Origin of the sequence: Rothia nasimurium (assembly GCF_014217215.1) — a bacterium.
GTDB lineage: Bacteria > Actinomycetota > Actinomycetes > Actinomycetales > Micrococcaceae > Rothia > Rothia avistercoris.
Genome location: NZ_CP056080.1, coordinates 1,913,383 through 1,938,762 on the forward strand (window position 1 = coordinate 1,913,383; position 25,380 = coordinate 1,938,762).

The 25,380-nt window shown below is 53.6% G+C and carries 25 protein-coding genes; 6 read left to right on the top strand and 19 right to left on the bottom strand.

Annotated elements, in window-relative coordinates:
* Nucleotides 1-11 precede the first annotated feature (11 nt).
* Nucleotides 12-581: a glycosyltransferase gene (locus HWU94_RS08680; RefSeq protein WP_185173371.1), complete on the top strand. Its 570-nt coding sequence runs from the start codon at nt 12-14 to the stop codon at nt 579-581.
* Between the two features lie 173 nt (nt 582-754).
* Nucleotides 755-1,261: a DUF2505 domain-containing protein gene (locus HWU94_RS08685; protein ID WP_185173372.1), complete on the top strand. Its 507-nt coding sequence runs from the start codon at nt 755-757 to the stop codon at nt 1,259-1,261.
* A 76-nt stretch (nt 1,262-1,337) separates the two neighbouring features.
* Here the strand turns inward: HWU94_RS08685 and HWU94_RS08690 are convergent, their stop codons facing one another.
* The 9 genes from HWU94_RS08690 to rfbB form a co-directional block, all read right to left on the bottom strand.
* Nucleotides 1,338-1,766, bottom strand: coding sequence for an adenylyltransferase/cytidyltransferase family protein (locus HWU94_RS08690; RefSeq protein WP_185173373.1), 429 nt, complete (start codon nt 1,764-1,766; stop codon nt 1,338-1,340).
* Between the two features lie 238 nt (nt 1,767-2,004).
* Nucleotides 2,005-2,460, bottom strand: a complete 456-nt coding sequence (sufU, locus tag HWU94_RS08695) for a Fe-S cluster assembly sulfur transfer protein SufU (protein WP_185173374.1) — start codon at nt 2,458-2,460, stop codon at nt 2,005-2,007.
* A gap of 69 nt (nt 2,461-2,529) precedes the next feature.
* On the bottom strand, nt 2,530-3,867 hold the full coding sequence (locus HWU94_RS08700; protein ID WP_185173375.1) for a SufS family cysteine desulfurase: 1,338 nt from the start codon (nt 3,865-3,867) through the stop codon (nt 2,530-2,532).
* A gap of 132 nt (nt 3,868-3,999) precedes the next feature.
* Nucleotides 4,000-4,899, bottom strand: a complete 900-nt coding sequence (locus HWU94_RS08705; RefSeq protein WP_185173376.1) for a glycosyltransferase — start codon at nt 4,897-4,899, stop codon at nt 4,000-4,002.
* Between the two features lie 43 nt (nt 4,900-4,942).
* Nucleotides 4,943-5,800 carry a glycosyltransferase family 2 protein gene (locus HWU94_RS08710; protein ID WP_185173377.1) on the bottom strand — a complete coding sequence of 286 codons (858 nt, stop codon included), beginning with the start codon at nt 5,798-5,800 and terminating at the stop codon, nt 4,943-4,945.
* A gap of 227 nt (nt 5,801-6,027) precedes the next feature.
* Nucleotides 6,028-6,615, bottom strand: a complete 588-nt coding sequence (gene pth / locus HWU94_RS08715) for an aminoacyl-tRNA hydrolase (RefSeq protein ID WP_185173378.1) — start codon at nt 6,613-6,615, stop codon at nt 6,028-6,030.
* Between the two features lie 122 nt (nt 6,616-6,737).
* Nucleotides 6,738-7,361 (bottom strand): 50S ribosomal protein L25/general stress protein Ctc, encoded by a 624-nt coding sequence (locus HWU94_RS08720; protein ID WP_185173379.1) that lies wholly within the window; start codon nt 7,359-7,361, stop codon nt 6,738-6,740.
* A 253-nt stretch (nt 7,362-7,614) separates the two neighbouring features.
* Nucleotides 7,615-9,027 (bottom strand): dTDP-4-dehydrorhamnose reductase, encoded by a 1,413-nt coding sequence (gene rfbD / locus HWU94_RS08725; protein WP_185173380.1) that lies wholly within the window; start codon nt 9,025-9,027, stop codon nt 7,615-7,617.
* A complete protein-coding gene (rfbB, locus tag HWU94_RS08730; protein WP_185173381.1) occupies nt 9,027-10,025 on the bottom strand; it encodes a dTDP-glucose 4,6-dehydratase in 999 nt (332 codons plus the stop codon). Before rfbB ends, rfbD begins: the two co-directional genes overlap by 1 nt.
* An 82-nt stretch (nt 10,026-10,107) precedes the next feature.
* Between rfbB and rfbA the strand changes: the two genes are divergently transcribed.
* The 4 genes from rfbA (at nt 10,108) to HWU94_RS08750 (ending at nt 13,800) form a co-directional block, all read left to right on the top strand.
* On the top strand, nt 10,108-10,968 hold the full coding sequence (gene rfbA, locus HWU94_RS08735) for a glucose-1-phosphate thymidylyltransferase RfbA (protein ID WP_185173382.1): 861 nt from the start codon (nt 10,108-10,110) through the stop codon (nt 10,966-10,968).
* 155 nt (nt 10,969-11,123) lie between these two features.
* The gene (locus HWU94_RS08740; RefSeq protein WP_185173383.1) at nt 11,124-12,545 is read left to right on the top strand and encodes a polysaccharide biosynthesis tyrosine autokinase; all 1,422 of its coding nucleotides are present in this window, start codon (nt 11,124-11,126) and stop codon (nt 12,543-12,545) included.
* A gap of 107 nt (nt 12,546-12,652) precedes the next feature.
* A complete protein-coding gene (locus tag HWU94_RS08745) occupies nt 12,653-13,498 on the top strand; it encodes a nucleotidyltransferase family protein (protein WP_185173384.1) in 846 nt (281 codons plus the stop codon).
* Nucleotides 13,495-13,800: a PqqD family protein gene (locus HWU94_RS08750; protein WP_185173385.1), complete on the top strand. Its 306-nt coding sequence runs from the start codon at nt 13,495-13,497 to the stop codon at nt 13,798-13,800. Before HWU94_RS08745 ends, HWU94_RS08750 begins: the two co-directional genes overlap by 4 nt.
* A gap of 61 nt (nt 13,801-13,861) precedes the next feature.
* On the opposite strand, the gene HWU94_RS08755 is transcribed toward HWU94_RS08750, so the two are convergent.
* Genes HWU94_RS08755 through HWU94_RS08800 form a run of 10 tightly spaced genes read right to left on the bottom strand, consistent with a single transcriptional unit; the run spans nt 13,862 to nt 25,376 of the window.
* Nucleotides 13,862-14,983, bottom strand: coding sequence for a glycosyltransferase (locus HWU94_RS08755; RefSeq protein WP_185173386.1), 1,122 nt, complete (start codon nt 14,981-14,983; stop codon nt 13,862-13,864).
* A 21-nt stretch (nt 14,984-15,004) separates the two neighbouring features.
* Complete coding sequence (locus tag HWU94_RS08760) at nt 15,005-15,946, bottom strand: glycosyltransferase family 2 protein (RefSeq protein ID WP_185173387.1); 942 nt, start codon at nt 15,944-15,946, stop codon at nt 15,005-15,007.
* A 2-nt stretch (nt 15,947-15,948) separates the two neighbouring features.
* Nucleotides 15,949-17,028 (bottom strand): acyltransferase family protein, encoded by a 1,080-nt coding sequence (locus HWU94_RS08765; protein WP_185173388.1) that lies wholly within the window; start codon nt 17,026-17,028, stop codon nt 15,949-15,951.
* Between the two features lies 1 nt (nt 17,029).
* Nucleotides 17,030-17,914 (bottom strand): glycosyltransferase family 2 protein, encoded by an 885-nt coding sequence (locus HWU94_RS08770; protein ID WP_185173389.1) that lies wholly within the window; start codon nt 17,912-17,914, stop codon nt 17,030-17,032.
* Nucleotides 17,907-18,980: a glycosyltransferase family 4 protein gene (locus HWU94_RS08775; RefSeq protein WP_221625838.1), complete on the bottom strand. Its 1,074-nt coding sequence runs from the start codon at nt 18,978-18,980 to the stop codon at nt 17,907-17,909. Before HWU94_RS08775 ends, HWU94_RS08770 begins: the two co-directional genes overlap by 8 nt.
* A gap of 33 nt (nt 18,981-19,013) precedes the next feature.
* The gene (locus HWU94_RS08780) at nt 19,014-20,060 is read right to left on the bottom strand and encodes an acyltransferase (protein ID WP_185173391.1); all 1,047 of its coding nucleotides are present in this window, start codon (nt 20,058-20,060) and stop codon (nt 19,014-19,016) included.
* Between the two features lie 7 nt (nt 20,061-20,067).
* A complete protein-coding gene (locus tag HWU94_RS08785; RefSeq protein WP_185173392.1) occupies nt 20,068-21,288 on the bottom strand; it encodes an O-antigen ligase in 1,221 nt (406 codons plus the stop codon).
* Entirely contained in the window at nt 21,285-22,418 is a 1,134-nt protein-coding gene (locus HWU94_RS08790; protein WP_185173393.1) for a glycosyltransferase, read from the bottom strand. Before HWU94_RS08790 ends, HWU94_RS08785 begins: the two co-directional genes overlap by 4 nt.
* Entirely contained in the window at nt 22,409-24,652 is a 2,244-nt protein-coding gene (locus HWU94_RS08795) for an N-acetylneuraminate synthase family protein (RefSeq protein ID WP_185173394.1), read from the bottom strand. Before HWU94_RS08795 ends, HWU94_RS08790 begins: the two co-directional genes overlap by 10 nt.
* A gap of 4 nt (nt 24,653-24,656) precedes the next feature.
* Nucleotides 24,657-25,376, bottom strand: a complete 720-nt coding sequence (locus tag HWU94_RS08800) for a cytidylyltransferase domain-containing protein (RefSeq protein ID WP_185173395.1) — start codon at nt 25,374-25,376, stop codon at nt 24,657-24,659.
* Nucleotides 25,377-25,380 lie beyond the last annotated feature (4 nt).

Genomic DNA, 25,380 nt, shown 5'->3' on the forward strand with positions numbered 1-25,380 from the left:
AGGAGGTAGCTTTGAGCGAGAAAAAATATGACCTGGTTGTATCTTTGGGCACTGATTACCACCATTTTGACCGTCTTGTGCATTGGGTGGATGAGTATCTTGCGGTACGTCCTCAGGTGAGCTGTCTTGTTCAGCATGGTTTCACGGCTCCTCCTCAACATGCAGAGGCTGTTGAGCGTTTGCCTCGTGCTGAACTGCTGGAGCTCTACCGCTCTGCGAAGGTTGTCTTGGTGCAGGGCGGGCCGGGGTCAATTTTGGATGCGCGTGAGGTGGGTGCGATTCCTCTGGCGGTCCCGCGTGTTGCTGAACTTGATGAGGTAGTTGATAATCACCAGGTTGAGTTCTCTCGTGTGATGGAGACACACGGTGAGACTATCGTGGTCAATAGCGCAGAAGATCTCCTGAATAAGCTTGATGCGGCTTTTGCTGACCCGGATTCGCTGCGGGGTACCTACCGTGTGCCCGGCAGTGATAAGGCTGCCGATAATCTTACGGAGTCCTTTAGCCTGATTGGTAGTGGCCAGCGAAGTGGGTTTGTTCGCAGGGTTTGGCAGATTCTGTCGGGAATGCGCAAGCGGTAAAGCGAGGTCTGCTCCCCTACCGGAAGCGTATTCAGGTATATGCCTGTGGATATCTGCTGTGGGGCTCAACAATTTAGCCATCAGTGAGCAGAGTTCGCGTCTCTCAGCGTTCAAACATGTTGACCCCGTAGAATGGGGCACGACAGAAACTATTTGCCCTGAAAGGCTTCACTATGGCTGTTCAAAGCTCCACCACTATTAACGCCGGCATCGATTTGGTTGCACGTGCTTTCGCCGACGAGAACTTTGCCCGTTTTGCAAGTGAAAAGGTGCGGGTGACTTTTGAGTCTTTCCAGCTTCAGGGTGATCCTGCGGCGGCTTTTACCACCACCACCGTCCGCTCCGTACCTGCTGATCGTCTGCCCGATATGGCTAAGAAGATTCCCGGTGCTTCTAACGGTATCTCCCTGACCCAGGTCGATCAGGTCTCTGCACCCGCGGCTGATGGCTCACGCACCGTTGTCTCAGAAGTATCTGTTAAGGGTGTTCCCGTAACCGGCAAAGCTAGCCAGACCCTTACCCCTCAGGGCGATACGACCGTGGCTAATGTTGAGGGCGAAGTTAAGTGCTCTATCCCGCTGGTAGGTAAGAAAATCGCAGCGGCAGCTGAGCCTCAGATTGGCCGTGTGTTCTCAGCTCTGGGTTCCTGCGCCGAAGAGTTCATTCAGAACAACTACTAGGCCAGATAGCCCCATAAAGCTCAAGAGGCGTCCTACCCGTTCGGGGTAGGACGCCTCTTTTCTTCTGCCTCAATGGTTATGCGGTAGAGGGCATAGAAAGTGCCTTCAGGGCGGCACGCAACTTGGTGCTGGAGGTGTGAGCGGTGTAGGGGAAGTAAACTACTTGAACACCGACCTCCGCAAAACGGCGCTCTAGCTCCTTACCGCGAGCTGTGCCTTTCCAGTCGTCGCCCTTAAAGAAGGTGTTGAAGCGAACCTGTTCCCAGGTCTCTAGTTTATCTTCTACCGTTTCGGCTCGAACTTCATCGACGAAATCGATGTGAGAGACGATTTCCATACGCTCAGCTAAGGGGACGATGGGGCGGCGACCCTTGGTCAGCTCTAGCATTTCATCTGAGACGACCCCTGCAATCAGATAGTCGCAGTTCTTTTTTGCTTCACGCAAGATGTTGAGATGACCTACGTGAAAGAGGTCAAAGGCGCCAGCGGCGTAACCGATATTCATTGTTCCCCTAAAGAAAAGTGCGAAATAACCCGCGTGCGAAAACGGGATGTTGATGTATTTTCAGTCCTTAAGACTACGGGAGTTAACCTGCTATTGGTACTCGTTTAAACCGGCTCTTTGGGGGACAGTGCTCGCTAGAAGAAATGGGTGTGACCTGCGACAAGACCCGCCCCAATAGCTATGTTTGTTAGCTGGGACGGGCCTTATGTCATGGGCTAAGCCGCAGGGAATACCGGACCTAGAGGGCAGCTTCTTTAGTGGCTTCTTCTGCCGCGACCCACGAAAGCATGGCGCACTTCACGCGTGCAACGAACTTGGAGACACCGGCGAAAGCCGCAGCGTCACCGAGTACTTCCTCATCGGGTTCAATCTGGCCACGTGAGCGGAGCATCTCCCGGAAGTCATCAACAAGTTTCTGAAATTCTTCTACGGTCATACCCGGTGCCATCTCCGACAGCACAGAGGCCGCAGCCATGGAGATAGAACAGCCGTCACCCTCCCACGAAACCGACTGGATAAGGGGCTGGTCTGCCTCAAGAATGATCCGCAGGTTAATCTCGTCGCCACAGGTGGGGTTGTACTGGTGGTTAGTAGCCGCCCGAGCCCCGGCTACGGGTTCTACCAGGCCCTCACCGCTACGCTGTTTGGAATGTTCAAGGATAATTTGCTGATAAAGCTGTTCTAGGCCGCTCATTCGGTATCTCTTCTTTCGTTTAGGGTCTGGTAAAAGATAATGCAGGCTAATCCCAGTCTCCTGCGGTTGTTACCGCGAGAGGGTGCTGGGTACACGGGTTTGATCGGTATACCCGAAGTAGGGGCGCACTTTCGCTAGCTCTTCGATAAACCGCTCAACGTCCTGAGTGGTCGTGTAAATATAGGCTGATGCACGCGTTGACGCGGTGACACCTAAAGCGCGGTGAAGGGGCTGGGCGCAATGGTGGCCCACACGAACCGCAATGCCCTGCTGATCCAGCAGCTGACCCACATCGTGCGGGTGTACCCCATCAACGTGCACGGAGACAAGACCCGCACGGGGCTGGCCCCTTGAAGGACCGAGCAACCGCACGCCGGGAATCTGACTTACGCCCTCGGCAAGGAGCTGCCCCAGGTGGGCTTCCCAGTCGTGAACGCGGTCCATACCCAGATGTTGCAGGTAGCGCACGGCCTCAGCCCAGGCAACGGCCTGGGAAACCCGCTGAGTGCCGGCCTCAAACTTAATGGGAGCGGGCATCCATTCGGCTTCGGTCATGGTGACCTTGGTGATCATGGAGCCGCCGGTCAGGAAGGGTGGCAAGGCCTCTAAGAGTTCATGCCGACCGTATAGGGCACCGATGCCGGTAGGTGCCAGCATCTTGTGCGCAGAGAAGACTGCGAAATCAACGCCAAGCGCCTTGACATCGACCTGCATGTGAGGAGCTGACTGGCAGGCATCGAGAACGGTCAGGGCACCCACACGCCCTGCCAGCTGAACCATGAAAGCGACATCGGTAATAGAGCCAGCAACGTTAGAAACATGGGTGAAAGCTAAGACGCGGGTACGCTCAGTGACGATACGCTCCGCGGCCTCGTAGTCAATCAGGCCATCGGTTGTGACCGGAATATAGCGGAGGGTAGCGCCGGTGCGGGCCGCAAGTATCTGCCACGGAATAATGTTTGCGTGGTGTTCCTGCTCCGTAGTGACGATTTCGTCGCCGGGCTTGAGGGCAAAGGCGCGGGCGGCCTCTCCCCCGATACCGTCAGATGCATTACCGAGCGAATAAGCCAGCAGGTTCAGGGCTTCAGTAGCGTTCGAGGTCCACACCAGCTCGTTCTCCGCTGCACCAACGAACCCCGCTACCGTGCGCCGGGCGTCTTCAAAGGCGTCGGTTGCATCAACAGCTAAGGTATGGGCACCGCGGTGAACCGCAGAATTAGCGCCCAGGTAGTAGTTGCGCTCAGCATCAAGAACCTGGAGAGGGTTCTGGCTCGTTGCACCCGTATCGAGGTAAATCAGAGGTCGGTCGTTGACGGTGCGGTCAAGGATCGGGAAATCCTTACGTAGCTCTGCGACGAGTTCATCGGTGAGTTCTACCCCGGCTGGGGTGTGGTATTGGCTAGCCACTGATATCTGCCCTTCTATCGAGTCCTGCCTGTATAACGGCACGCTTTTATAGCCTATTCCCTAAAAGAGATGAAAGGTAGTTAGGTGGGACTAGCCCCACTTCACTTTCCTTGAATTGAAGGCAGGGTAGCTTTACCGGTAGCCGGCGCTGTTCATAACAAATTTGATCTCGTTATCAATCAGTAACTTGTCGTGGTACTTGAGGCACAGAGGCGAAAAGATCTGCCCCATGATAGCGTTCCAGGGCACGGGGTAGCCCTCGTCAAGGCCCCACACCGGGTCCTGTGACTCATGGGCAAAGAGCAAGCGCGAAAAGTAATCCAGCCGGCGTTCAACTTCTTCTAGCCATTCTTTGGCCAGGGGCGTGCCCGGCTTGAAGGCAAAAGCCGCAGGCCAAAGAACCTGCTGCCAGTATAGCCTTTGGTGTAGCCCTAGCTTTCCCCAAGCCGGTGAGACATTAGCCGAACACATTTCACCGGGGCCAGCAGCCCATGCATCAGACTGGTTCAACCTAGATACGATGCTATTCCAGGGCTTACTCAACATTTTGATGTCGGTGTAGACCCCACCGTAGTGGTACATCAAGTAGGAGCGCAAATAGTCAGAGCGATGTACATACGATAGTTTCTCGTATGCGGGGTGCAGAGGATGCTCAGGAACTTCAAAATCTCGGTAGTTGTCGGCCGTGACTACAATGACCTCAAACTCCGGGTTATCCTCAATAATCCTTTGCAGAGATTCCCTCCGTGAATCCCCCATCTCGTTATCGCCGGTCCAGCACACAAATATCTTATGTGGAGCCTCCAGCTCAATATCAGAGGGACTACCAGAGACAGGAAAATCTAAATGATTTATGTTAAAAGTCGAGACTCTGGGAACAACAACTTCCCCAATTTTTCTTCTGTATTTCTCGGGACTGTACTGATACCTGCGAACATCTGATAAGCACGCCAGGCTAACGTCCATAAGGTGACGCCGGTTCTTCCAGCCTTGGTAAAGGGAATGCTTGAAATTTTTAACAGGACCTAACATAGATTTTCCTTCGCTGGCTCAATTTATTCTCCTATAACCCAAATCATTTATTTTTTTGGGGATGAGCTAGGAGGTAAATGACGTACTGAAAATGAATACCGATTCGGTGCGCAACGTTCTTTGCCACCCTTTTATCAGTTGTTAATAGCTGGGGAAGAGTCTTAACAAACGTAAATAAAGAGTGCCTTAAATTAACATTGAGAACGTCGGGGCCGTGATCTCTCCAAAGCTGTAGATTGCCTCGACCATAGCCCCTACCACGGTTAAAGGAAGCCCAAACGGTAGGTCGTTCTGAGTAGAGAATCTCTGCATCACTGAGCTGAAAAATCTTGATATTCTTTTTCACAGCGCGGAGCGCAAAATCAACGTCTTCTGCGCCCCCCACAACGAAGTCTTCCCTAAAGCCATCGTTTTGCCACCAGACCTCACGTGAAACAGCAAAATTACCGCCGCTCATGGAGGTGGCTTCTAGCGGTTTAACTTCGTCTTTCAGGTCTTCACCCCGGGTAAACTGCGACAAATCCTTATTAGCCGGATCTACGCCTATGATGCGCCCGGTATAGATAGCTGATGGGTCTTTATCTAGGTGTCGACGAAAAGTCTCGACCCAATAAGCTCCAACTACATCATCTGCATCGCAAACCATAATGTAATCCGCTTCAGAAGCACGGGCACCGGTATTGCGTGCAAAAGCGACGCCGCGCTGGGCTGAAGCATCTACCTGGCGAAGGTTAAGCCGGTCCTCATAACTGGCCAGAACTTCTCGGAGATTATCCGTGCTCCCATTGTCGCTCACAATCAGTTCAAAATCAGGGTCTGTTTGCATACACAGGGCATCAAGCTGATCTGAAATTTCGTGAGCACCGTTTCTTACCGGAATAATAACGGAGACCGTCCCCATCTGTCCTTCTCCCTAATATATCTAGTCCTCGTTGCGTTACTCTTTTTAGCCATACTCTACTCAGATATTGTTATGACCTATACCTACGAGTAAATAACAACGACTAACGCAGTTTATCTAAAAAATAATGATTATGCAACTATTACCACAAGGAAAAAAATATATTAATGCTAAATTTATTATTATTTTTCAAATTATTACAGCTCGTTGTACCACCAAGGGAGGTACTACCCTCCCACCGAATGATATTTCTGCTGAGCAGCGATAAGCCCCTCCCTGATTAAAAGCTCAACGGCTTGCGCTGAATCAGAGATGAGAAACGGGAGCTCTTTCCTCTCGAGCTGCGAGAAAGGCTTGAGAACAAAGTCTGCGGTCTGCATACGCCCCGGAGGCCGCCCAATCCCGGTACGAACCCGGTAGTAGTCTTTAGTCCCCAGTGCCTTTGTCATATCGCGGAGCCCGTTGTGCCCACCCTCTCCCCCACCATTTTTTAGCTTGATGGAGCCAAAGGGGATGTCCAATTCGTCATGAACCGCAATAATCCGGTCTGGTTCAATGCCGTAAAACTGTGAGAGAGCTGCGGCCGGGCCGCCCGATACGTTCATGTAGGTCAGGGGCTTAGCCAGCACAACTTTTGCACCCCCCACCCCGAGGCGTCCTTCAAGCACCTGGGCTCGTGCCTTACTGTGCTTCTTGAAATTACCACCCACAATATTTGCGAGCTCATCGAGCACCATCTGCCCGATGTTGTGACGGGTTACTGCGTACTCGGGGCCGGGGTTACCCAAACCTACGATCAGCCATGCATCTGACATATTTTCGCCTTTCCTAGGGCGCAAGAATGCGGTAAGCATACAAAAAGTGTAGCGAGTCAAGAAGGCCCGCACCGTCGTTGACTACGGTACGGGCCTTATAAAGGGTGAGGTAGCTATAGAGCTTACTTAGCTTCGTCTACCTGAGCGTCAGCTTCTGCGCCCTCGGGAGCGTTTTCGCCTTCTTCACCGGTCTCGGGTACGTCGAGTTCCTCGGGCTCTGAGATGTTGACGACCAGCAGTTCTGCGTCTGCTACGAGGGTTACGCCGGCGGGCAGTTCAACGTCGGAAGCGTGAATGTGGGCGCCTGCTTCGCGGCCTTCGATGTTAACAACGAGAGCTTCGGGTGCCTTCAGGGCGTCTGCTTCAACGAGCAGAGCGGTTTCTTCCTGGTTTGCAACGGCGCCAACAGCGGGCTCGCCTTCAACGTGTACGGGAACCTCGATCTCAACGCGTTCGCCACGCTTAACGGTCAGCAGGTCGATGTGCTGCAGTTCGGGGCGGATGGGGTGGCGCTGGATGTCCTTGATCATGGCCAGGTGTGAGTCACCTTCGATATCAAGGTCGAGGATTGCGTTGGGGACGCGGGCTGCCAGGGTGGTTGCGTGACCGGGCAGTACGACGTGCTTGGGCTCTTCGCCGTGGCCGTAGATGACGGCGGGGATGTCACCTGCCATGCGGATGCGGCGTGCGTAGCCCTTACCGAAGTCGGTGCGGACGGTTGCGGAAATCTTGATGGTCTCTGACATGAGGGCCATCCTTTCTGTGGTTAGTTGTCGATGCGCCAAGTGGTGTAGTGAACTGGCGCCAGAAATCGCTTTCTAACCAGCCACCGTCAGTTCCGGACCTACCGGGGTTTCCCACCGGCATTCCACTGCCTTGGCTTGTGCGCTGTGCTCAGCGCAACCCCTCAATTATGGCTGAGTTTGAAGGTTTAAACAAGCAAGGACGCTGAGGTGCACGGTTGTTGTGCGCCACAGCGTCCCTGCTTAATAGCGGGCACTACGCGAAATAGGCCACGAGAGCTTCTTGGTGGTTACGAGGGGTGAAACCTGCCTGAACAATCTTCGATAGGTTCATGGCTGAGTTAGTTGGACGGGGGGAGAAGACCTCAGCCTTCGCAAAGTACTCAGCTGTAGTGACAGGAGTAACCCGGTCTGCTGAGTGGCCGATAGCTTCAAATACCATTTTCGCCAAATCTGCCCAGGTCACTACCTCACCAGTATTTGAAACATGGTAAGTACCGAACTCACAGTTATTGTTCACCAGGTGCAGAATCGCTCCAGCAAGATCCTCAGTGAATGTGGGGCGGCCGTACTGGTCGTTCACCACAGTAGGGTTTACTCCGCGCTCAGCCAGAGACTTCATAATTTCAATAAAGTTCTTGCCATCCCCCATAACCCAGGAGGTGCGCACGATATAGTGGCGTTGCACTGAACGAACAGCCATCTCACCGGCAGCCTTTGACTGGCCGTACACACCGAGAGGTGCCAACGGGGCGTCCTCTGCGTACTCTTCACCTAAGGGCAGGGAGCCATCAAAAACATAATCGGTAGAAACGTGTACCAGCGGGATACCGGCTTCGTCCGCCACCCTGGCCAAAGCCGCAACGCCGGTCGCGTTGGCAGCCCAGGCGTCCGTACGTCCTTCAGGGGTCTCAGCCTGATCAACCGCGGTGTAGGCTGCCGCGTTAATAATGCCGCGCAGCGAACGCCAGCGGTAGGCAGAAGCCCAGCTCTCAGGACGCGCCAGGTCAAGTTCCGCACGAGTCGCAGCCATGTAAGGAGTACCGGATGCTTCAAGCTGCTTGACCAGCTCACGCCCCAGCTGCCCGTTAGCCCCTACCACCAGCAGGGGGGCAGGAGCAAGGGGCTCTACCTCAGCAAGTCGGGGGTGATTCTTATCCTTCTCAGAAAGCTCTGCCTGGCCCAGAGAAATCGGCCAGTCAATCGCCACGGTCTCGTCTGCAAGGTTAAGGAAGGAGTACTCCCCCTGGGCGTCTGCCGACCAGTGGTCATTCACCAGGTAGGTGTAGGCAGTGTTGTCTTCCAGAGTCTGGAAAGAGTTGCCTACCCCGCGGGGAACAAAAACAGCGGTATCGGGGCCAAGCTCTACAGTGACGGTCTTACCAAATGATTCCCCGGCCCGCAGATCAACCCAGGCACCAAAAATGCGACCGGTAGCGACAGAAACATACTTATCCCAGGGTTCAGCGTGGATACCACGGGTGGTACCTGCTGTTGCGTTAAAGGAAATGTTGTTCTGTACGGGGCCGAAATCCGGCAACCCCGCAGCAACCATTTTCTCGCGCTGCCAGTTTTCTTTGAACCAGCCACGGTTATCGCCGTGCTGGGGAATATCGATAACGAGCAGACCCGGAATCTCCGTTGTGTGAACGGCTAATTCTTTAGGCATTACTGCCCTGCCTTTGCGTACTTAGCTTCAACCTCAGCTTTGAGGGGCTCCCACCAGGCGCGGTTGTCGGTGTACCAGGTAATGGTGTCTGCCAGTCCCGCTTCAAAGTTGGTGAACTGGGGCTCCCAGCCCAGCTCTTCACGTAGGCGGGTGCCGTCGATAGCGTAGCGGAGGTCGTGGCCGGGGCGGTCAACCACGTGGTCGAAGGCGTCCTCAGGCTGACCCATGAGGCGCAGGATAGTGCGCAGCACGGTGATGTTGTTTTCTTCGCCGTCGGCACCGATTAGGTAAGTTTCGCCAATTTTGCCCTTTTCCAGAATGGTGTGAACTGCTGAAGAGTGGTCAGAAGCGTGGATCCAGTCGCGCACGTTCAGTCCTTCACCGTAGAGCTTGGGTTTGATGCCAGCCAGAATATTGGTGATCTGGCGAGGGATGAACTTCTCGATGTGCTGGTAAGGGCCGTAGTTGTTGGAGCAGTTAGAAATCGTTGCTTCGATACCAAAAGAGCGAACCCAGGCACGAACCAGTAAGTCAGAGCCTGCCTTGGTTGAAGAGTAGGGGGAGGACGGGTTGTAGGGGGTGGTTTCGGTGAACTTAGCGGGATCATCCAGTTCGAGATCCCCGAAAACCTCATCGGTTGATATGTGGTGGTAGCGAGTCTTGTGCTTGCGAACAGCCTCAAGCAGAGTAAAGGTACCGATGAGGTTGGTATGGATAAAGGGGCTAGGGTCGTTGAGCGAGTTATCGTTGTGTGACTCAGCTGCGTAGTGAACCACCGCGTCTGCCTGCGCGACCAGGGGCTCGACGACGTCCATATCAGCAATATCGCCCTTGACCAGCTCAAAGCGATCGGCGGGTAGCCCCGCGAGTGACATTTCGTTGGCGGCATAGGTCATCTTATCGAGCACAACAACCTTATGGTCGGTGTTGTCTACGAGGTAGTGGACGAAGTTAGAACCGATGAAGCCGGCGCCGCCGGTAACAAGAATATTTCCCATGACTATAACAGTAGTGGCAAATCACCTCATTTTGGGTTTCTGATAGCGCCTAAACATGTGGTGTTCATGCCAGAATGGGGGTATGAAGGGAATTTTACTCGCAGGTGGCACAGGCTCACGCCTCCACCCCATCACGCTCGGCATCAGTAAGCAGCTCACACCGGTTTACGACAAACCGATGATTTACTACCCCATTTCCACCCTGATGTTGGCAGGTATCCAAGATATCCTGATCATCACCACGCCTCAGGACCAGGACCAGTTCCGCCGTCTTCTGGACGACGGTTCCCAGTTCGGCGTTAACTTCACTTACAAGGTTCAGCCTTCGCCCGACGGTCTAGCACAGGCCTTCCTCCTGGGTGAAGAGCACGTTGGTGATGACTCAGCTGCTCTTGTTTTGGGCGACAATATTTTCTACGGCCCCGGTCTCGGTAACCAGCTCCGTAAATATAACGACGTAGATGGAGCTGCTGTCTTTGGTTACCGGGTAGCAGACCCCACTGCATACGGCGTTGTTGAATTCGATGATGACTTCAGGGCTGTATCTATCGAAGAAAAACCGGTAAATCCCAAGAGCGACTATGCAATTCCTGGATTGTACTTTTACGATAACAATGTTGTTGAGTACGCAAAAGCTATTAAGCCTTCACCGCGTGGTGAACTAGAAATTACCGACCTTAATCGCGTCTATCTTGAGCAGAGAAAACTCCAGGTAGAAGTTCTTCCCCGTGGGACGGCTTGGCTGGATACTGGCACATTTGATTCCCTAGCCGATGCCACGAACTTTATTCGCACCGTCCAGGCACGTCAGGGGCTTTCTATTGGCTCTCCTGAAGAGATTGGGTGGCGAATGGGCTGGATTGATGATGCCCGTCTTGAAGAACTAGCTCAGCCGCTTGTTAAGAGTGGCTACGGCACGTACTTGATGAGCCTCCTAAAATAAAACTACGTATAGATACCCCAGCAAAGGCTGTAGTGGCGTCGGCAATACGTTTTGCTGAACACAGATACAACCTTGACTGGGGTATTCGTTGTTAGAATTATCCTCGGGTTCGCGCTAGAACCTACTCGTTTCACTGCTAAACCTTTAGGGCGTCTATGACCATACTTGATTTCCTGCGCATGCTCCGCGCCAACCTCAAACTTCTCTTGATTGGCCTCGTTGTCGGTGCACTTCTGGGTTTTGGTTATTCTTTACTGCAGCCTCGCGTGTATTCTTCTTCTTCGACGGGATACGTCACCGTAGGCGACGGTGCCGGAATCGGTGATGTGATTTCAGGTTCAACTGCTGCTAAAGAAAAGGCTAATGCATATCTTGCCTTTGTTAACAGCGGTCCCGTTGCTGACGAAATTATTGCAGCTAACCCGGAGTTTAACCTTACCCGTGGTCAGGTACAGGGCAACCTTACTGCCACTGTAGACGCCAACTCAGCTCTTATCAGAGTGACAGCTACTGGAAGTACCCCAGAGACTGCTCAAGCACTCGCTAATAGCTCACTCGAAGCAGTTGCTAAGGTAGTTAACGATTTGGAGGGGTCAAGTACTGTTCGCGTTATCCCCTTGGAAGACGCAGGGTTAAGCTCTGCTCCCATCAGCCCTAATACAAGAAAACTAATTCTTGTAGGCGCTGCGGGAGGACTGGCTCTTGTATTTGCTGCTGTTTTGTTGCGACGAACTGTTGATACCAAGCTCCGCACCCGCGACGATGCCACTAAGGCAACAGAGGCCGGTGTGCTCGGGGTTCTTCCGGTCTCTGACGAGCTCACCGAAGAAAATATCCTGCGCGCTAACAGCGACCACGTAGCTCAAGAGGCTATCAGGCAGATGCGCACCAATCTCCGGTTCGTTAATGTCGATAACCCGCCCAAATCTCTGATTGTCACTTCTGCTGAGCCGGGTGAAGGCAAGTCAACGGTGTCCACCTCTATTGCTAGGGCGCTTGCTGATGCTGGGTCTCCTGTCATTCTCATCGATGCTGACCTTCGTCGCCCCACCATTGCGAAGAAGTTCAAGATTGACTCAAAGGTTGGTCTCACCCAGGTGCTAGCTGGGCAAGTTGAGCTATCTGATGCAGTTCGTCAGTTTGAAGATACTCAGCTCTTTATTTTGCCTGCCGGCCGTATTCCCCCTAACCCCTCTGAGCTTCTTGGCTCAGATAAGATGCGCCAGCTTATTTCAGAGCTCTCCAGCGAATTCACGGTCATTGTTGATGTTCCCCCGGTACTCCCTGTAACTGACGCTACTCTACTCTCAACAGCCGTTGACGGCGTTGTTCTTGTTGGAGCTGTCGGGAAGACCCGCAAGGAGAACCTTGCAGAAGCAGCAGCTAACCTTCGTAAAGTAAATGCTACGCTCCTGGGAGTTGTGATTAACAAAGCGCCCCGTACGGGGTTGGGCAATTCCTACTATGGCTTTGCGTACAGCTCAACGGGAGCATACACCAGCTACTATGGTCAGACGCCCAGGACGGCAAGAAAAAGGGCGCGAGGAAGAAGAAAGCTAAGATTAGCCTCTAGCTAAAATTCTAAGAGCCGTTACGGTTTATGCCAGCTCAGCATTCTCTGCTAGCTGGCATAAACTGTATACAGGCTCTTATCAGCCGTAAACTGAATGAGGATGAAATCATCATGACCGATACGCCAACGCAAGTCCAGGATGTCCCGCTTCCCATCCGCATACAGCTTTCTCATGCATATTTTCAGCACCTTGCTAACCGCCTAAGAGTTGATGTTCTTCATGTCAAAGGGTATGCCTTCGCAGATGATGTGTATCGCCCAGGTCGCTCAAGCACTGATGTTGACTTACTGGTGCGACCAGAACATCTTGATCGGTTCATTGAGGGTGCTTTGGCAGATGGCTGGAGAGTTCTCACCCATTTTGAAACCGGGTCAATTTTTGAACATGCTATGACCCTCTACCACGGATCATGGGGACTTGTTGATATTCATCGGTATTTCCCTGGAATCGGTGATGCTCAAGGCTCAGCGTTTGAAACGCTCTGGCAACAACGGCGAACGCGGGAGATAGCCCATTACCCTTGTTATCTCCCTTCTCTGACCGACTCCCGTATTTTTGTTGTAGTACACGGGGCACGCTCCGAAAATGAGTACAACGCCGATATCGAGTATCTTCGGAAGACTCTCTCCCCCGCCGAGTGGCAGGAAATGAGAGATCGTCTACCGGCGCTAGGTGCTGAACTGGCATTTGCGGCTGCTCTCCACGAGCTGGACGGCTTCACGGATCACCCTGATTACCTACTCTGGAAGTCAGTATCGGAAAAGACCTCCACCTATATCCGGTGGAAGGCCCGGTTCATGCATGCCAAAGGGTTCAGGGCAAAGATGAGGGTAGTGTTCAGTATCGTGCTGGTCAATAAAGATCATCTCGCCATGGAACTAGGGCACCCACCCACCAAAGAAGAAGTCCGTCAGAAGTTCTTCTCCCGGTTCCTCTTCTGGAAGAAGAAATCATGAAGGAGCGAACGATGCGATACAGCCGCGCGCACCATATCGGCTTCATTATGGGCTTCGAGAGTGAGGAAAGCGCAGATGACGAAACCTATGTAGCGAATCTGCTGACCTCGGAGATTTCTGTTCTACGCGGTCCCAGCGCGGTGATATGGGAGATTCTGGACTCCCCCCGTAGCTCCGAAGAGATTATCGCTGATATGCAAGATATCTACGGTGTGCCCCGGGAAACCGTGGCGGATAGCGTCCTCAATTTTCTGGATTCGTTGGTCCGGCAAAATCTTCTAGTGCTCACGGACAAAGCCTAAAACTGATGAGGGCGGGTAACAGCTATCTGTTACCCGCCCTCTCTGTTTAAGACCCGTTGCGCTATTGCTTGAGCTGTTCCCTGATTTGCTGGATAAAGCGTTCTTCGCTGAACTGGGAAACATGCTCCTGAATACGCTGAGGTGGATAGTCCTCAGGGCGGAAGTCTTCAACCGCCCGGCGAATCTCAGGAGCCGTTGGGGCATCGATAAAGGTTCCCGTGATGCTCTCAACGATGGTGTCGAGGAAGCCACCTGCCTTGAGTGCGATGGTGGGCTTGCCGAAAGCACCGCCCTCAAGCGGGGTAATCCCAAAATCTTCGTGAGATACGGCTAGCAGGGCGGTTGCATGGGTGTAAGCGTACTGCATTTGCTCATCGGAAAGATGTGATGCGAAGGCGACATTGGGGGTGCTCATCGCTTTGAGCTCATCGAGCATGGGACCGGCACCGATCACCAGCAGTTTCTGCTCAAGCCCGGCGAAGGCCTCAATGGCGTGCTGGACATTTTTGTACGGTAGCAGACGCGAAACAACCAGGTAGTAGCCATCTGCCATGAAGCTCTCAAGGCCCGGTATCGGACTCACGGGGCCACCGGCATTCATGGAGTAGGGCGGGAAGATAATCTCTGTCCGTTTGCCGTACACATCAAAAATTCTTTGCTGGATAATGCTGGAATTAGCGATGTAGTGATCATGTTTGCGAGCGGCAAGCTGATCCCACCGGCGTAAAAAGGGGCGCAAGACTTTGAAGCCCAGCTCAATGCCCTTGTTCATGGTGTTACCCATGTACTGGTCGGTCAGGTAGATCCACCGTGCAGGTGAGTGACAGTAAATGACACTCTTCTGCGGGAGGTCAAACCCGTGGGCCCACCCGGTTGACGATACAATCACCCGCTCAGCATCAACTTTGAGTCTGCTCGAGAAGAAGGGAAGTACCGGTAGCGCTAGGCGGTGGTCTTTACGGAACAGCCCCACCTTGTTAAGGGGCGAGGTGATAATGGTGCAGTTCTTAAACTCTGGGTAGGTCTTGTCCGGGTCGTAAAGCGTGGTGTAAATGGGCGCGTCGGGGAAAGCCTTATGCAGGGCAAGAACTACCCGCTCGGCACCGCCACGCTGGGTGAGGTAGTCGTGAGCTATAGCTACCGGGTAGCGTGAACCGGCCACAGAAGTAGGACGAGAACGCATGGGGGTGGGTTCTTCTTTCGGCTAGAAGTTTTTTTGTGCACGGTGGGGGTATTTTGCCCCCGCATAGCTAGAAGATTCGACAACAAGGGAGATAATTTTCTCGGCGAATTTTGGTGGAACAATAGGTGCCAACCGGTCCGCGATATTACCCATGTACTTTACGCTTCGTTCAGTCGCGAATTGTGCTAAAAACTTTACGGCAAAACCCCATAAACCTGAGGGGTGTATAGGTTTAAGCACGTCACGACCGTGTTTTTCAAGAAATATATTTCGGGCAGAGCCAGAGAATAGCGCTCTGCGGGCTTTACCAGCTGTTGTTGTTGCCGCAATATAATGCTTTACTTCAAGGTCGCGGGCAAGGACAAAAGTCGCGCCAGCGTCGGCGAGCATCTTACCCATATCAACGTCTTCCCAGCCGTACAGGCGGTACCGCGGATCATAACCGCCTACCGAGTAGTAAAGGTCAGAGGGCATAGAGCAGTTAGCTGCCCAGTAATGCCACCAACCTGCGGGGTCCGATAAATAGGCTTCGTCTCTGAACCTTTTATCGCGGTAATAGCCGTAGAACTTAGCGTGAGGCGTATCAGGAAAGACATTGTGTACAAGCCCCATAACAGCCCGCCGAGGCTGTTCCCGATGGTACGCAATATGTCGAGAAATGTATTCCTCGTTCATTTCGATGTCGTCATCACAGCGAATCAGGATAGCGGCATCGGCGGCCCGGTAGCCTGCATTCAGTGCTGCTACCCGCCCCTGGTTCTCCTCAAAAACAATCATGCTGAGGTTAAGACGCCCACGGTCAATGTAGCTTTGGACAACAGCGGCTGAATTATCAATATCGCCATCAAGGACGACAATAACCTGAAAGTTCTTTTCGGTTTGTGCTTCTAAGGCGTCCAAAGGGTAATGCAACTTGGGCGCTCCCCCGCGGCTGGGAATAATAACGGCGGCTTCGTAAGTCATTTTTACTTCTTTACTTTCTCGACCAGTTGCAGAGCTTGGGGGACATTAAATAACCACGGTACCCGCTTTTCTAAAAGCACAGCGGTAACCAGAGGTAATCCTACTCCAGTAATCAGTGAAATTACCATGAGAATAACGGGGTTATCGATCCCGCTACGCACCAGTAATATTCTGGTCAGCGGAGTAATCAGCAAATGCATAAGGTAAATGTGCAGGGAATAACGGCCAATAAATTCTAGGGGCCTAAAAGAGATCCATCGAGAGAGGGAGGCAACGGCAAGAACTACACCCGTAACACCGGTAAGTGTTGCGATAATCCCGAACAGAATACTGGAACCGGTGCGGTAGGGGTCATCGAGCGTGGGTGTAGAGATATAAAGTTTCGACAGAACCATCGATAGGAAAACAATAAGGCTGACCAAAGCAACCGAGATAGTTACCGGAGGCCGTGCCTTATTGAGCTGGCCCATTCGCTCGGTGCCGATGAGCGCACCAACTACAGCAAACAGGTAAATCGCTACACCGCTACCGAAGATCACAGCATAGTTCACGCCCCACAGCACTACCGCACAAGCAGCGCATACGGTCATCGATAAGACCGCTCGAACCTTTGTTTCCCAGGGCCTAACGATAACGAGGCACCCGAAGATAAAGACCATCCACGGCAGATACCACAGGTGCGCAAGGGGGCGCGAAAGGTTGGCGACCTCAGCCCAGGTTGTTCCCCCGTTGGAGAACCGCGCTCCCAGCACTTCTGCGGTGCCCTGTATCAATGACCACACCAGGTAGAGATAGATAAACCCGATGATGCGGTTGGCCGCGTACACCAGGCTCCCCCGCCTTCTCCAGGAGCCGGGTATGTTAAACCCGAAAAGTAAGGCGAACAGCGGCATGTGGACGCTGTATAGAGCAATATTTAGGCGCTTATACATTTGGGGGGCATCTTGCGTCAGCCCGGCCTGCATAATACCAAGATTGATGTGGCCAAGAACTACCGCAAGGATAGCGATTCCTCGGAGGGCATCGAGAGATCTATTGCGTTGGTTTATCCCGGAGGAATATCTTGAATCGCTTCTAGGCAAGCTAATCGACCATGCTCTCGATGTAGGTTGGTTGAGCCGATTTTTTGGGCCCCTTCAGAATATACGCCAAGATAGATAGCGGCTTAAGCAAGTACCTTAAAGAAGCGGTATAGTTTTTATTTTTAATATGCCCTATAGCAATTGTGAAAGACACAATGAAGGAGTTAAGTACCCAGACCCTATTATTCATCTCAGGGAAATTATTTGGGCATTTCTTCCAGATATATATTTCAGAAAGATTTGACTTAAAAATTTTTACCAGTCTGCTTTTAAGATTTTTAGTCTCCCGAAAAAATACAATCATTTGCGGATTACAGGTGTATGAATCAACCACCCTGCTAAGACGTAATGCCAAATCTATATCTTCACCTCCATAGGCAGGTAAAGACATATCAAAACCACCAACCTCAATCAGCAAGCTTTTTTTGATAGCAAAGTTACACGAAACCACACCAAACCCTTGGGTGCGAAGGGGATAAATAGAGTTTCTCCCTAAGCGGCCACCCCGCACGCCATCTCTCAGACTATACAAGGGGCCACCAATAACGTTAGCGGATTTCGAGGACTGATAAATAGCCTCAACCCATCCATCTGAAACCTCATCATCAGCATCACAAAAAGCGACAAAATCTCCTCTTGCTTTAAGTACACCGAGATTTCTCGCTCCGGCTGCCCCGGGGAATTTTGCTGAGCTAATGTAGATTAGAGAAACTGGAAAATTCTCCGAGAGATCTCTTATATATCCCTGCGTATTATCTGTAGACCCATTATCAGAAACAATCACCTCCCAAGTTGCTGTGGTCTTCTGTTGCGCCAGAGCCTTTAGTTGGTTCTCTAGCAAAGGAAGACCATTCTTACTCGGAATAACAACACTGATATCAACCATGGATATGACTTCTTTCAAGCTCACTCATTAGTTCCTCTAATCTGCCCTTACCTGCAGCCGGCGAGAACCTTTCCTGCCACCGCCAAAATAGGTTTTGAACTTCCCGTGCGAGACGCTGAGGATTTTTGCGCCCGGTGGTTACTAAATCATCTATATTCTGGATCAGCGACTTCACGCTCCCCTGCTCAGCTACCCAAGGGTATTCTTCTCCCACCACTTCGGGCAGGGCACCTGCGTTAGATACTACAAGGGGCACACTGGCGCTCATGGCTTCTGCAGCTACCAGCCCAAAGACCTCGTCCCAGTTAGAAGGAACAACCAGAAGGTCTACCGCCCCCAGAAGCTCGCTGGGTTCCACCCATCCCAGCCGCTGGGTAACTGCGTCCACCTTACTCATAGCGCTCTCGATAGAGTTCTGCGCTGCTTGGTCAATATACTTAGCTTCGCCAGCTAAAACCAGTTTGTAAGTGACTCCGGAATTTCTCTCATTGAGCTGGTAGATCGCCTCCGCCAATAAGTCTGTACCTTTAATAGGGGAAGGCCTACCAAGAAAACCTACTTTTACCACGTCGCTTTCGAACCGGGATCGCGGTAGAGAAAACTCGACGGGCTGGACCCAGTTATAAAAATACCTGGCATGAGCCACTCGCTGAGAAGCAAATTTGCTGGGTACTAGAATCTGTTTAGCCCCGGAGCTGGCGACCCTGGCAAGCAAAGAGTTTTTGCCCTTCGGTATCTGGTGCAGGTGCACCAGGCGCCCTCTGAGCCCTGTAGTTGATACAGTTGGAACCAAGCCGTTGCACCAAAGTATCCCCTCGGTGTTAGCTTTTTGGCTAGCCCACCAACGACGCAACTGAAGCATATATTGAACACGAGAAGTTGCAGGTAAGGTCACTGTAGTGAACCCTTCATCCTTGGCAGCTTCCAGTAAATCCCCTGGATAAGTAGGAGCGACAACTGTAACTTGCCTACCCGTTGAGCGGGCAGCACGCGCAATGTTTAGGAGCATCACCTCGCCCCCGCCTATATCACCGTTGTTGGTGGCTAAGTATATTTTCTGTTTCATATTTTTCACATCAACTATTTATTTGAAAATCAGCTATCTTTGCAAGAATAGTTTTATTTTCATACTTATTTTTCTCTCAAGAAAGATATAACTAACATAAGATACGGTGACCACAACAGCTAAAGAAAGAAGCCTGCTTCCCCATAGCCCCAGGTAATTTTGCGTGAGATGAATGATAATGAATCCCAATATAGTGTGGAAGAGATAGAGCGAGTAGGAAATTCTGCCCAAGAATTGCAGGGGGCCACGGTCCAGGACCGCAACATTTCGGAACTGCACCACAGCGAAGAAGAGTACAACGATCACCAATACGCCCAGCGCATGAGCTAGCCCGTGTGCCAGGTAGGTATTAGCAACGGCTACCGTGGCAAAAAAGGGAATGTACCACGAGAAAGTACGGGTATTGAAGTACATGTACATGGCCATGCCGAAGCAGAAGAAAGCGGCATGCTGGGCAAGCACAGCCCACACAACCATCTTTGCAATCCCCGTTGAAGAGTCACCGGGGTACAGGGCCATTAAGGCAAACCCGATGCTCGACCACAGGAGACCTAACCTCATCAGGTAGTCGTTACGAAGACGTCCCTTAGAAACCAGAATGCACACCAGCATGAGCAGGTAGAACTGCATTTCAACAGCGAGTGTCCAATACACCTGGTCTACGTTTTCCACCAGGACGAACCGTTGGAACATCGTGAGGTTAATCAGGACCTGAACCAGGTTAATCTGACGGGCCTCAATACCAACCCAGGTGATCAGGGCGGCCGAAAAAATCACCGCAAACCAGTAGGTCGGGTAGAGCCTTGTAAATCGTGAAATTACAAAGCCCTTAGCGGTCTTTCCGTGCGCGGCGCTCATCAGAATAACAAAACCACTGATGATGAAAAACAGCTGGACGCCCAGCTCCCCCAGGGTGAAGGCATAAGGGGCGGTCTCATCCGACGGGTAGTAGGTGTTAAAGGGAGTACCAAAATGGTAAACCACAACTGCCAGGACGGCGAGCCCTCGCAAACCGTCAAGAGCTTTAAAACGCCCTGAAGCGCCTAGGATATCGGCGAGATAATTACTGTGAGGTTTCAATGTTTCCCTATAACGCTAAATCGGTGGAGGTCAGAGAACCTGGCTGAGACTTTTTAGGCCGCGCAGTCAGGCTCAGGGCAAGACCGACAGCAAAGACCCACGGCAAGGTCAGCATCACTTCGCCCAGACGCCAGCTACAGACCGCCAGAAAAACAGTTGCCGCTTCCGCAGTCAAGACGCGTCGGCCCTTTACGATTCCGTGTTGCTTCCAGATAAATACAGACAGCAGGGTTAGCCCCGCAACCAGTACCAGCCAGATAACGCCGCCCTCGACCAGAAGGGTCCAGTAGGAGTTGTGGAAGAAGAAAGGACGGTCCAAGATATTTACCGTTGCCTGGCCCATTCCCCAGCCCGACCAAGGGGCCGAAGAAACCTTCTCCCAAGAGGCCTCATCGATACGGGAGCGCAACTGATCGGTACCTGTCCGGTCACCGAAAATGGGGTTATCCGCAAAGTTCGTCTGAAGCCACTCGAAGAGCCACGCGACGAAAGCACCCAAACCAAATTTCAGGACAACATTTACTTTCTGGGCAAACAGAATCCACAAAACACCGATCAAAAGGCCGGCCATACTGGTTCGTGAGCCGGTCTCCCACAGAAGCGGTAGGAAAATTACCAAGGTCAGGATACGATGGCTAGTTTTGGGGAAGAGACCGAACATCAAAATGGGGATAATGCCGTAGTAGAGGCCGGATACGTTCTTATCATTCAGCCAGCCCGTAAGCGCACCGCTATAGTTATTTGGCGCAATACCGGCGTAGAAAGCAAGCGCATTGACCACTAGACCGATAGCCAGACCCAAGATGAGCGATCTGAAATCGATACGACGGTCAGCAATCAGCAAGAGAACCGCAATCAAAATCGAGATTCGGGCCAGACGCCTACCCACATCATCAGGAGTTGAGATACCGACGTTCAGCGATGTAATTGCCACGTAGGTTAGACCCAGAAGTAGCACTGCGGCAAAAAGGCTCCGGTTAGGGACGTCAAAACGCGAAGGCTTACTGATTCTCAAGAGGGTAAGGATTGCAAGAACCATCAACCCCATCGGAAAGCCAAGAAGGGGAACACCCATCGTTACCAGGAGCGCGCCGGCAATTACTTCAACCATCACCAAGGAGCCAGTGCCCTCGGCAAGGATCCGTGCCTCTTGACCCAGTGCAGCGGTAAATCTGCTCAGTCGCTCTTCAGCGCTAATCTTCTGTTCCTGTGTATCTGAAAAGCTCACAGTTCCCTACCCTTGTTATATGAGCTCACGATGCCCTCGGCCATGCGTGAAATAGATATCCATTCAAAGTCTGTCTGCGCACCGGTAGTTTGTTCTACCATGCGCTGGGCGACCGTTCTGACGGCGGTCTGGCGGTTCATCTGGTTCAGTGAAGGCACAAGCTCCTTGCCGCCCAGAATCTCGGGGTTACCCCCAACCGCTGTTGCCACAACAGCAAGCCCTGCGGCCTTAGCGTCCAGCAGGGTGTAGGAACAGTTCTCCCACACCGAAAGCTGAACCAGCAGGTCCGACCGGCCCATAGCCTCTACGGGGTCCACAAAACCGGCAAAGATCACAGAGTCAGAAAGCCCGAGGTCCTTCACCTGTTTCTCCAGGTCTTCTTTCAAGTCGCCGCTACCAGCGATTTCCAGGGTTGCCCCTGGAATGTCACGGCGCACGGCGGCAAAAGCCTCTACCAGGACGTCCAGCCCTTTCTCGGGAGCTAGCCGGGAAAGCGATAGCACGCGCAGGGCACCGGGAGCAGGCTGAACGCGGCAGGCCTCAACAGCTGAGGCGACCTGCGCTGTGTCAACACCGTTATAGACCACCTCGACCCTACGGGCACCCCACTTGCGTTTCATCTGGTCAGCGGTGGACTGAGAAACAGCTAGCGCACCGTCTGTACCCCACAGGCGCACGCGGTGTACCTGCTCCATCAGCCGCGAGCGCCAAGAAGCGCCGTGGTAGACTGCATCGTCCCCGGCAATACCGTGCTCGGTGGTGAATACCCGAGGGATATGGGTCCCCCTGTGCCGTAGCTTGTTAACCTTACGCAGGTTGACGGTCGCAACGGCGACCACATCGGCGTAAGCCAGGTGGCTGTGCACGATTGCTGGTTTGAGTTCGTCGATGACGGTGTTGAGGGTTGCCCGGGAGGTCGCAAAACCTGAGGCCGTTCCAAAGTCAGCTTCGCGGACTTCGGTACCGAGTGCCTTGAGTCGGGCGGAGAGAGCACCGGGTGGGCAGAGAACTACTAGGCGGTAGCCGGGTAGCCCGGCCTCAGCAAGATCGCTGATGTGCCGGGCTACGCCACCAAAATCGGGAACCGGAACGCAGTGAAGCGCTACCGGCAGGTCGCTGTTTACAGCCACTTTTCCAGCCTATCCAGGGCAGTGAAGAAGCCTTCGCCGTTGTTGACGTGGCCCTGCCAGATTTCGGGGATAAAGGAGGAGTTGGGGGTGAGCTCGCGGAGCTGCTTGCCCAGAGCGGCCCAGTCTACGTCGCCTTCGCCCACCTGGACGCCTTCGCCGTCAACGCCTACGCCGTCGACCAGGTGCAGGTGGATAGAGCGGGGTGCGAGCAGGTCCACGGCTTCTGACAGCGGCATCTTGAGGAAGTTAGCGGCCAGCATGGTGTGGGAGATATCCAGGCAGAGGGCGGTGTCGTAGGTGTCGGAGAACTCTGCGGTGTCCTTGGGGTCAAGGAAGAGGTTGTGGTACTGCTGGCCGCCCATGAGCCAGGGGTAGGGGGGCAGGGTCTGAGCCGCGATACGCACTCCTGAGGTATCGAGCTTGGCCAGTGCCTCGCCGATACGCTCATACTTGTCGGCACGGGCGGACGGTGCGATGTGGCCGTCCTTGGTGAAGCCGCCCATGGTGACGACCATGACCGGGTCGTCGTCCACGGTGAAGTAGCGGGTCAAATCGCGGGTGATGTCGATGGTGCGTTGGACCTCTGCGATGGAGCGCTCCCAGGTTTCCTGATCACGAGAAGCCAGGTCTACCAGGAAGTCACCGGCGAAGAGGTCAGGCAGGTGGGTGGTGAAAGACATGTCGAGCTTACGGTCGAAGACCTCATCGATGTCGACTTCAAGATCCTTGTAGGAGAAGTGGAACTCCAGGAAGTCAGGCTCAGCGTCCTCAATCAGGGGCTTGTAGTCGTGGTAGCGGACGGGCAGGCCCCAGGGGCGGTCAAACGTGAAGTCGCGGCGGGTCACGAGGTCGTCCTTCAGGTCGCCCTCAAAGAAGAAGGTACCAGCTTCAACCTCACGCTGCATGGTGCGGCCCAGAAGCTGGGGCAGGTAGTTGGGCTGCAGACCGCGGCCGGGTGACTTAACCTCGACGTCCGCCTCGGTCACGACCTCACCCTTAGCGATGGTGCGGGTAGCAACCAGTGACTTAGCAAGGTTGACGCGGTTCATGAGCTCACCGGTGGAGACCTCGCGGGGGGCTGAGGTACCGATAGATTCCTCTACCTCACGAATCTGCTGCACCATAGCCTTGAACTCGTCAGGCAGCAGGGAGACGGTGTGGTCGTTACCTTCGAGAGTCTTATCGATGGTGAAGTGCTTTTCAATAATCTTGGCACCGCGGGCAACGGCTGCGATGGGCACGTGGTAGCCGCGTTCGTGGCCTGAGTAGCCCACCAGGCACTGGCCGATTTCAGCCAGGCGGTCCATGTAGGCCAGGTTGACGTCCTTGAAGGGCGCGGGGTAGGTGGACTGGCACTGTAGCAGGGCGTAGGAAGCGCCCAGGGAGCGCAGCAGGTTAACCGACTCGCGGATTTCTTCTTCGCGGCTCATACCGGTGGAGACCAGCATGGGCAGACCGCGGGAGGCCATATCGCGGAGCAACTCGTGGTTGGTCAGGTCGGCTGAAGCAACCTTGAGGCCCTGGATACCGTAGTCGACCAGAGCCTGGACCGAGGGGCCGTCCCAGGGGGTGCACATGATGTCCATATCATGCTGTTTGACGTGGTCAAAGACCTCGTACATCTGGTCTACGGTCAGGGAGAAGCGGGAAAGCAAATCGAGGGTGTACTGCACACCCAGGTCTTCGCCGGCTGACTTTGAGCCCTTCTGTCGGTAGAGGGCATCCATGTCGCGAAGCTGGAACTTAACGGCGTCTGCACCGGTATCAACCGCCAGGTCAACCAGGCGCTTGGCCAGGTCAACGTCGCCCTGGTGGTTGTTGCCGATTTCGGCGATGATGAAGGAGGGTGAGTCTTCGGTGATTTCGGTGCGGCCGATACGCAGCACGTTCTGCTCGTCCATGGCGATAGCAACCAGGTGGCCGCGTTCGTCGACCAGGGGAAGGTGGCTAATACCCTTGGCAAACTCGCCCTGAAGCTCTGCGGGCTCCGAACCGATGGGAGCGGTCTTGACGCCCTGGTTAGCTACCTCAAGGGCACTGGTCTCAAGAGATGCGGTGGGGTTGGCGATGAGCCAGCGGCGGAAGTCACCGTCTGACAGGGAGCCCTTAAGCACGCCTGATTCGTTGACCAGGAAGATAATACGCTGCCCGTTAGCAGAAATCTTCTGCAGGGCGGTGAGTACCGGGTCCTCAGAGAAAACGATGTAGGGGGTGATATTACGTTCGATAATCATGGTTTTAGCCTTCGTTTTCTTCTGATGCGAGGGTGGTGAGCAGTTGGTGCTCTGCGACGGAGAAGTCGATGGGAGCGTCAATGTCTACGCCTTCGACCTCATCGAGCATGAAGAGCTCGATGTTGCCGCCCAGTCGGTTGTGCAGGGTTTCGTAGAGCTCAGTCTTGGTGATGTACATGGAGCCGTTTTCGCGGTAGCGGAAGGTCTCACGGGTGAGTTCCTGACGGCGGGGGCGGGCCATGACCTCGTACTGGGCAGTCGGTGGCTCGGTAGCAGCCCAGATAAAGGGGCCGATAGGGATAACGCCCACCATTGAATCCGATGCAGAGGCAGCGAACTGGCGGATAGCCCGGGCCAGGGTGCCGGGCAGGCGGACGGGTGAGGTCGCCTGCAGGAGCATGACGGCGTCCGGACGTTTGCCCTCCGCTGTATAGAACTCGATAGCGTGCTCAATCACCGGTTCGGTGGCGGTAGTGTCTTCTGCTAGATGGGCCGGGCGCATGAAGGGTACCTCTGCCCCGTACTGGCGGGCAATATCAGCTAGCTCCGCGTCGTCGGTTGAGACCAACACGTCAACCAGGTGCTCGCCTTCCAGCTCAGCCTTTGCGGCAAGGGCCTGTTCAATGGTCCAGGCGACGAGAGGCTTACCTGCGATGGGTTTGAGGTTCTTTCGGGGGATTCCCTTGGACCCACCGCGAACGGGTATCACGCAGAGAATGCGCATGCTC

Bases quoted from the DNA above. Each gene is read 5' to 3' on its own strand.
- HWU94_RS08690 (WP_185173373.1), bottom strand. From the start codon at position 1,766: ATGAATATCGGTTACGCCGCTGGCGCCTTTGACCTCTTTCACGTAGGT.
- rfbA (WP_185173382.1), top strand. From the start codon at position 10,108: ATGAAGGGAATTTTACTCGCAGGTGGCACAGGCTCACGCCTCCACCCC.
- HWU94_RS08705 (WP_185173376.1), bottom strand. From the start codon at position 4,899: ATGTTAGGTCCTGTTAAAAATTTCAAGCATTCCCTTTACCAAGGCTGG.
- HWU94_RS08775 (WP_221625838.1), bottom strand. From the start codon at position 18,980: ATGAAACAGAAAATATACTTAGCCACCAACAACGGTGATATAGGCGGG.
- HWU94_RS08795 (WP_185173394.1), bottom strand. From the start codon at position 24,652: ATGATTATCGAACGTAATATCACCCCCTACATCGTTTTCTCTGAGGAC.
- HWU94_RS08750 (WP_185173385.1), top strand. From the start codon at position 13,495: ATGAAGGAGCGAACGATGCGATACAGCCGCGCGCACCATATCGGCTTC.
- rfbB (WP_185173381.1), bottom strand. From the start codon at position 10,025: ATGGGAAATATTCTTGTTACCGGCGGCGCCGGCTTCATCGGTTCTAAC.
- HWU94_RS08710 (WP_185173377.1), bottom strand. From the start codon at position 5,800: ATGGGGACGGTCTCCGTTATTATTCCGGTAAGAAACGGTGCTCACGAA.
- HWU94_RS08745 (WP_185173384.1), top strand. From the start codon at position 12,653: ATGACCGATACGCCAACGCAAGTCCAGGATGTCCCGCTTCCCATCCGC.
- HWU94_RS08720 (WP_185173379.1), bottom strand. From the start codon at position 7,361: ATGTCAGAGACCATCAAGATTTCCGCAACCGTCCGCACCGACTTCGGT.
- HWU94_RS08800 (WP_185173395.1), bottom strand. From the start codon at position 25,376: ATGCGCATTCTCTGCGTGATACCCGTTCGCGGTGGGTCCAAGGGAATC.
- HWU94_RS08755 (WP_185173386.1), bottom strand. From the start codon at position 14,983: ATGCGTTCTCGTCCTACTTCTGTGGCCGGTTCACGCTACCCGGTAGCT.
- HWU94_RS08760 (WP_185173387.1), bottom strand. From the start codon at position 15,946: ATGACTTACGAAGCCGCCGTTATTATTCCCAGCCGCGGGGGAGCGCCC.
- rfbD (WP_185173380.1), bottom strand. From the start codon at position 9,027: ATGCCTAAAGAATTAGCCGTTCACACAACGGAGATTCCGGGTCTGCTC.
- pth (WP_185173378.1), bottom strand. From the start codon at position 6,615: ATGTCAGATGCATGGCTGATCGTAGGTTTGGGTAACCCCGGCCCCGAG.
- sufU (WP_185173374.1), bottom strand. From the start codon at position 2,460: ATGAGCGGCCTAGAACAGCTTTATCAGCAAATTATCCTTGAACATTCC.
- HWU94_RS08740 (WP_185173383.1), top strand. From the start codon at position 11,124: ATGACCATACTTGATTTCCTGCGCATGCTCCGCGCCAACCTCAAACTT.
- HWU94_RS08685 (WP_185173372.1), top strand. From the start codon at position 755: ATGGCTGTTCAAAGCTCCACCACTATTAACGCCGGCATCGATTTGGTT.
- HWU94_RS08770 (WP_185173389.1), bottom strand. From the start codon at position 17,914: ATGGTTGATATCAGTGTTGTTATTCCGAGTAAGAATGGTCTTCCTTTG.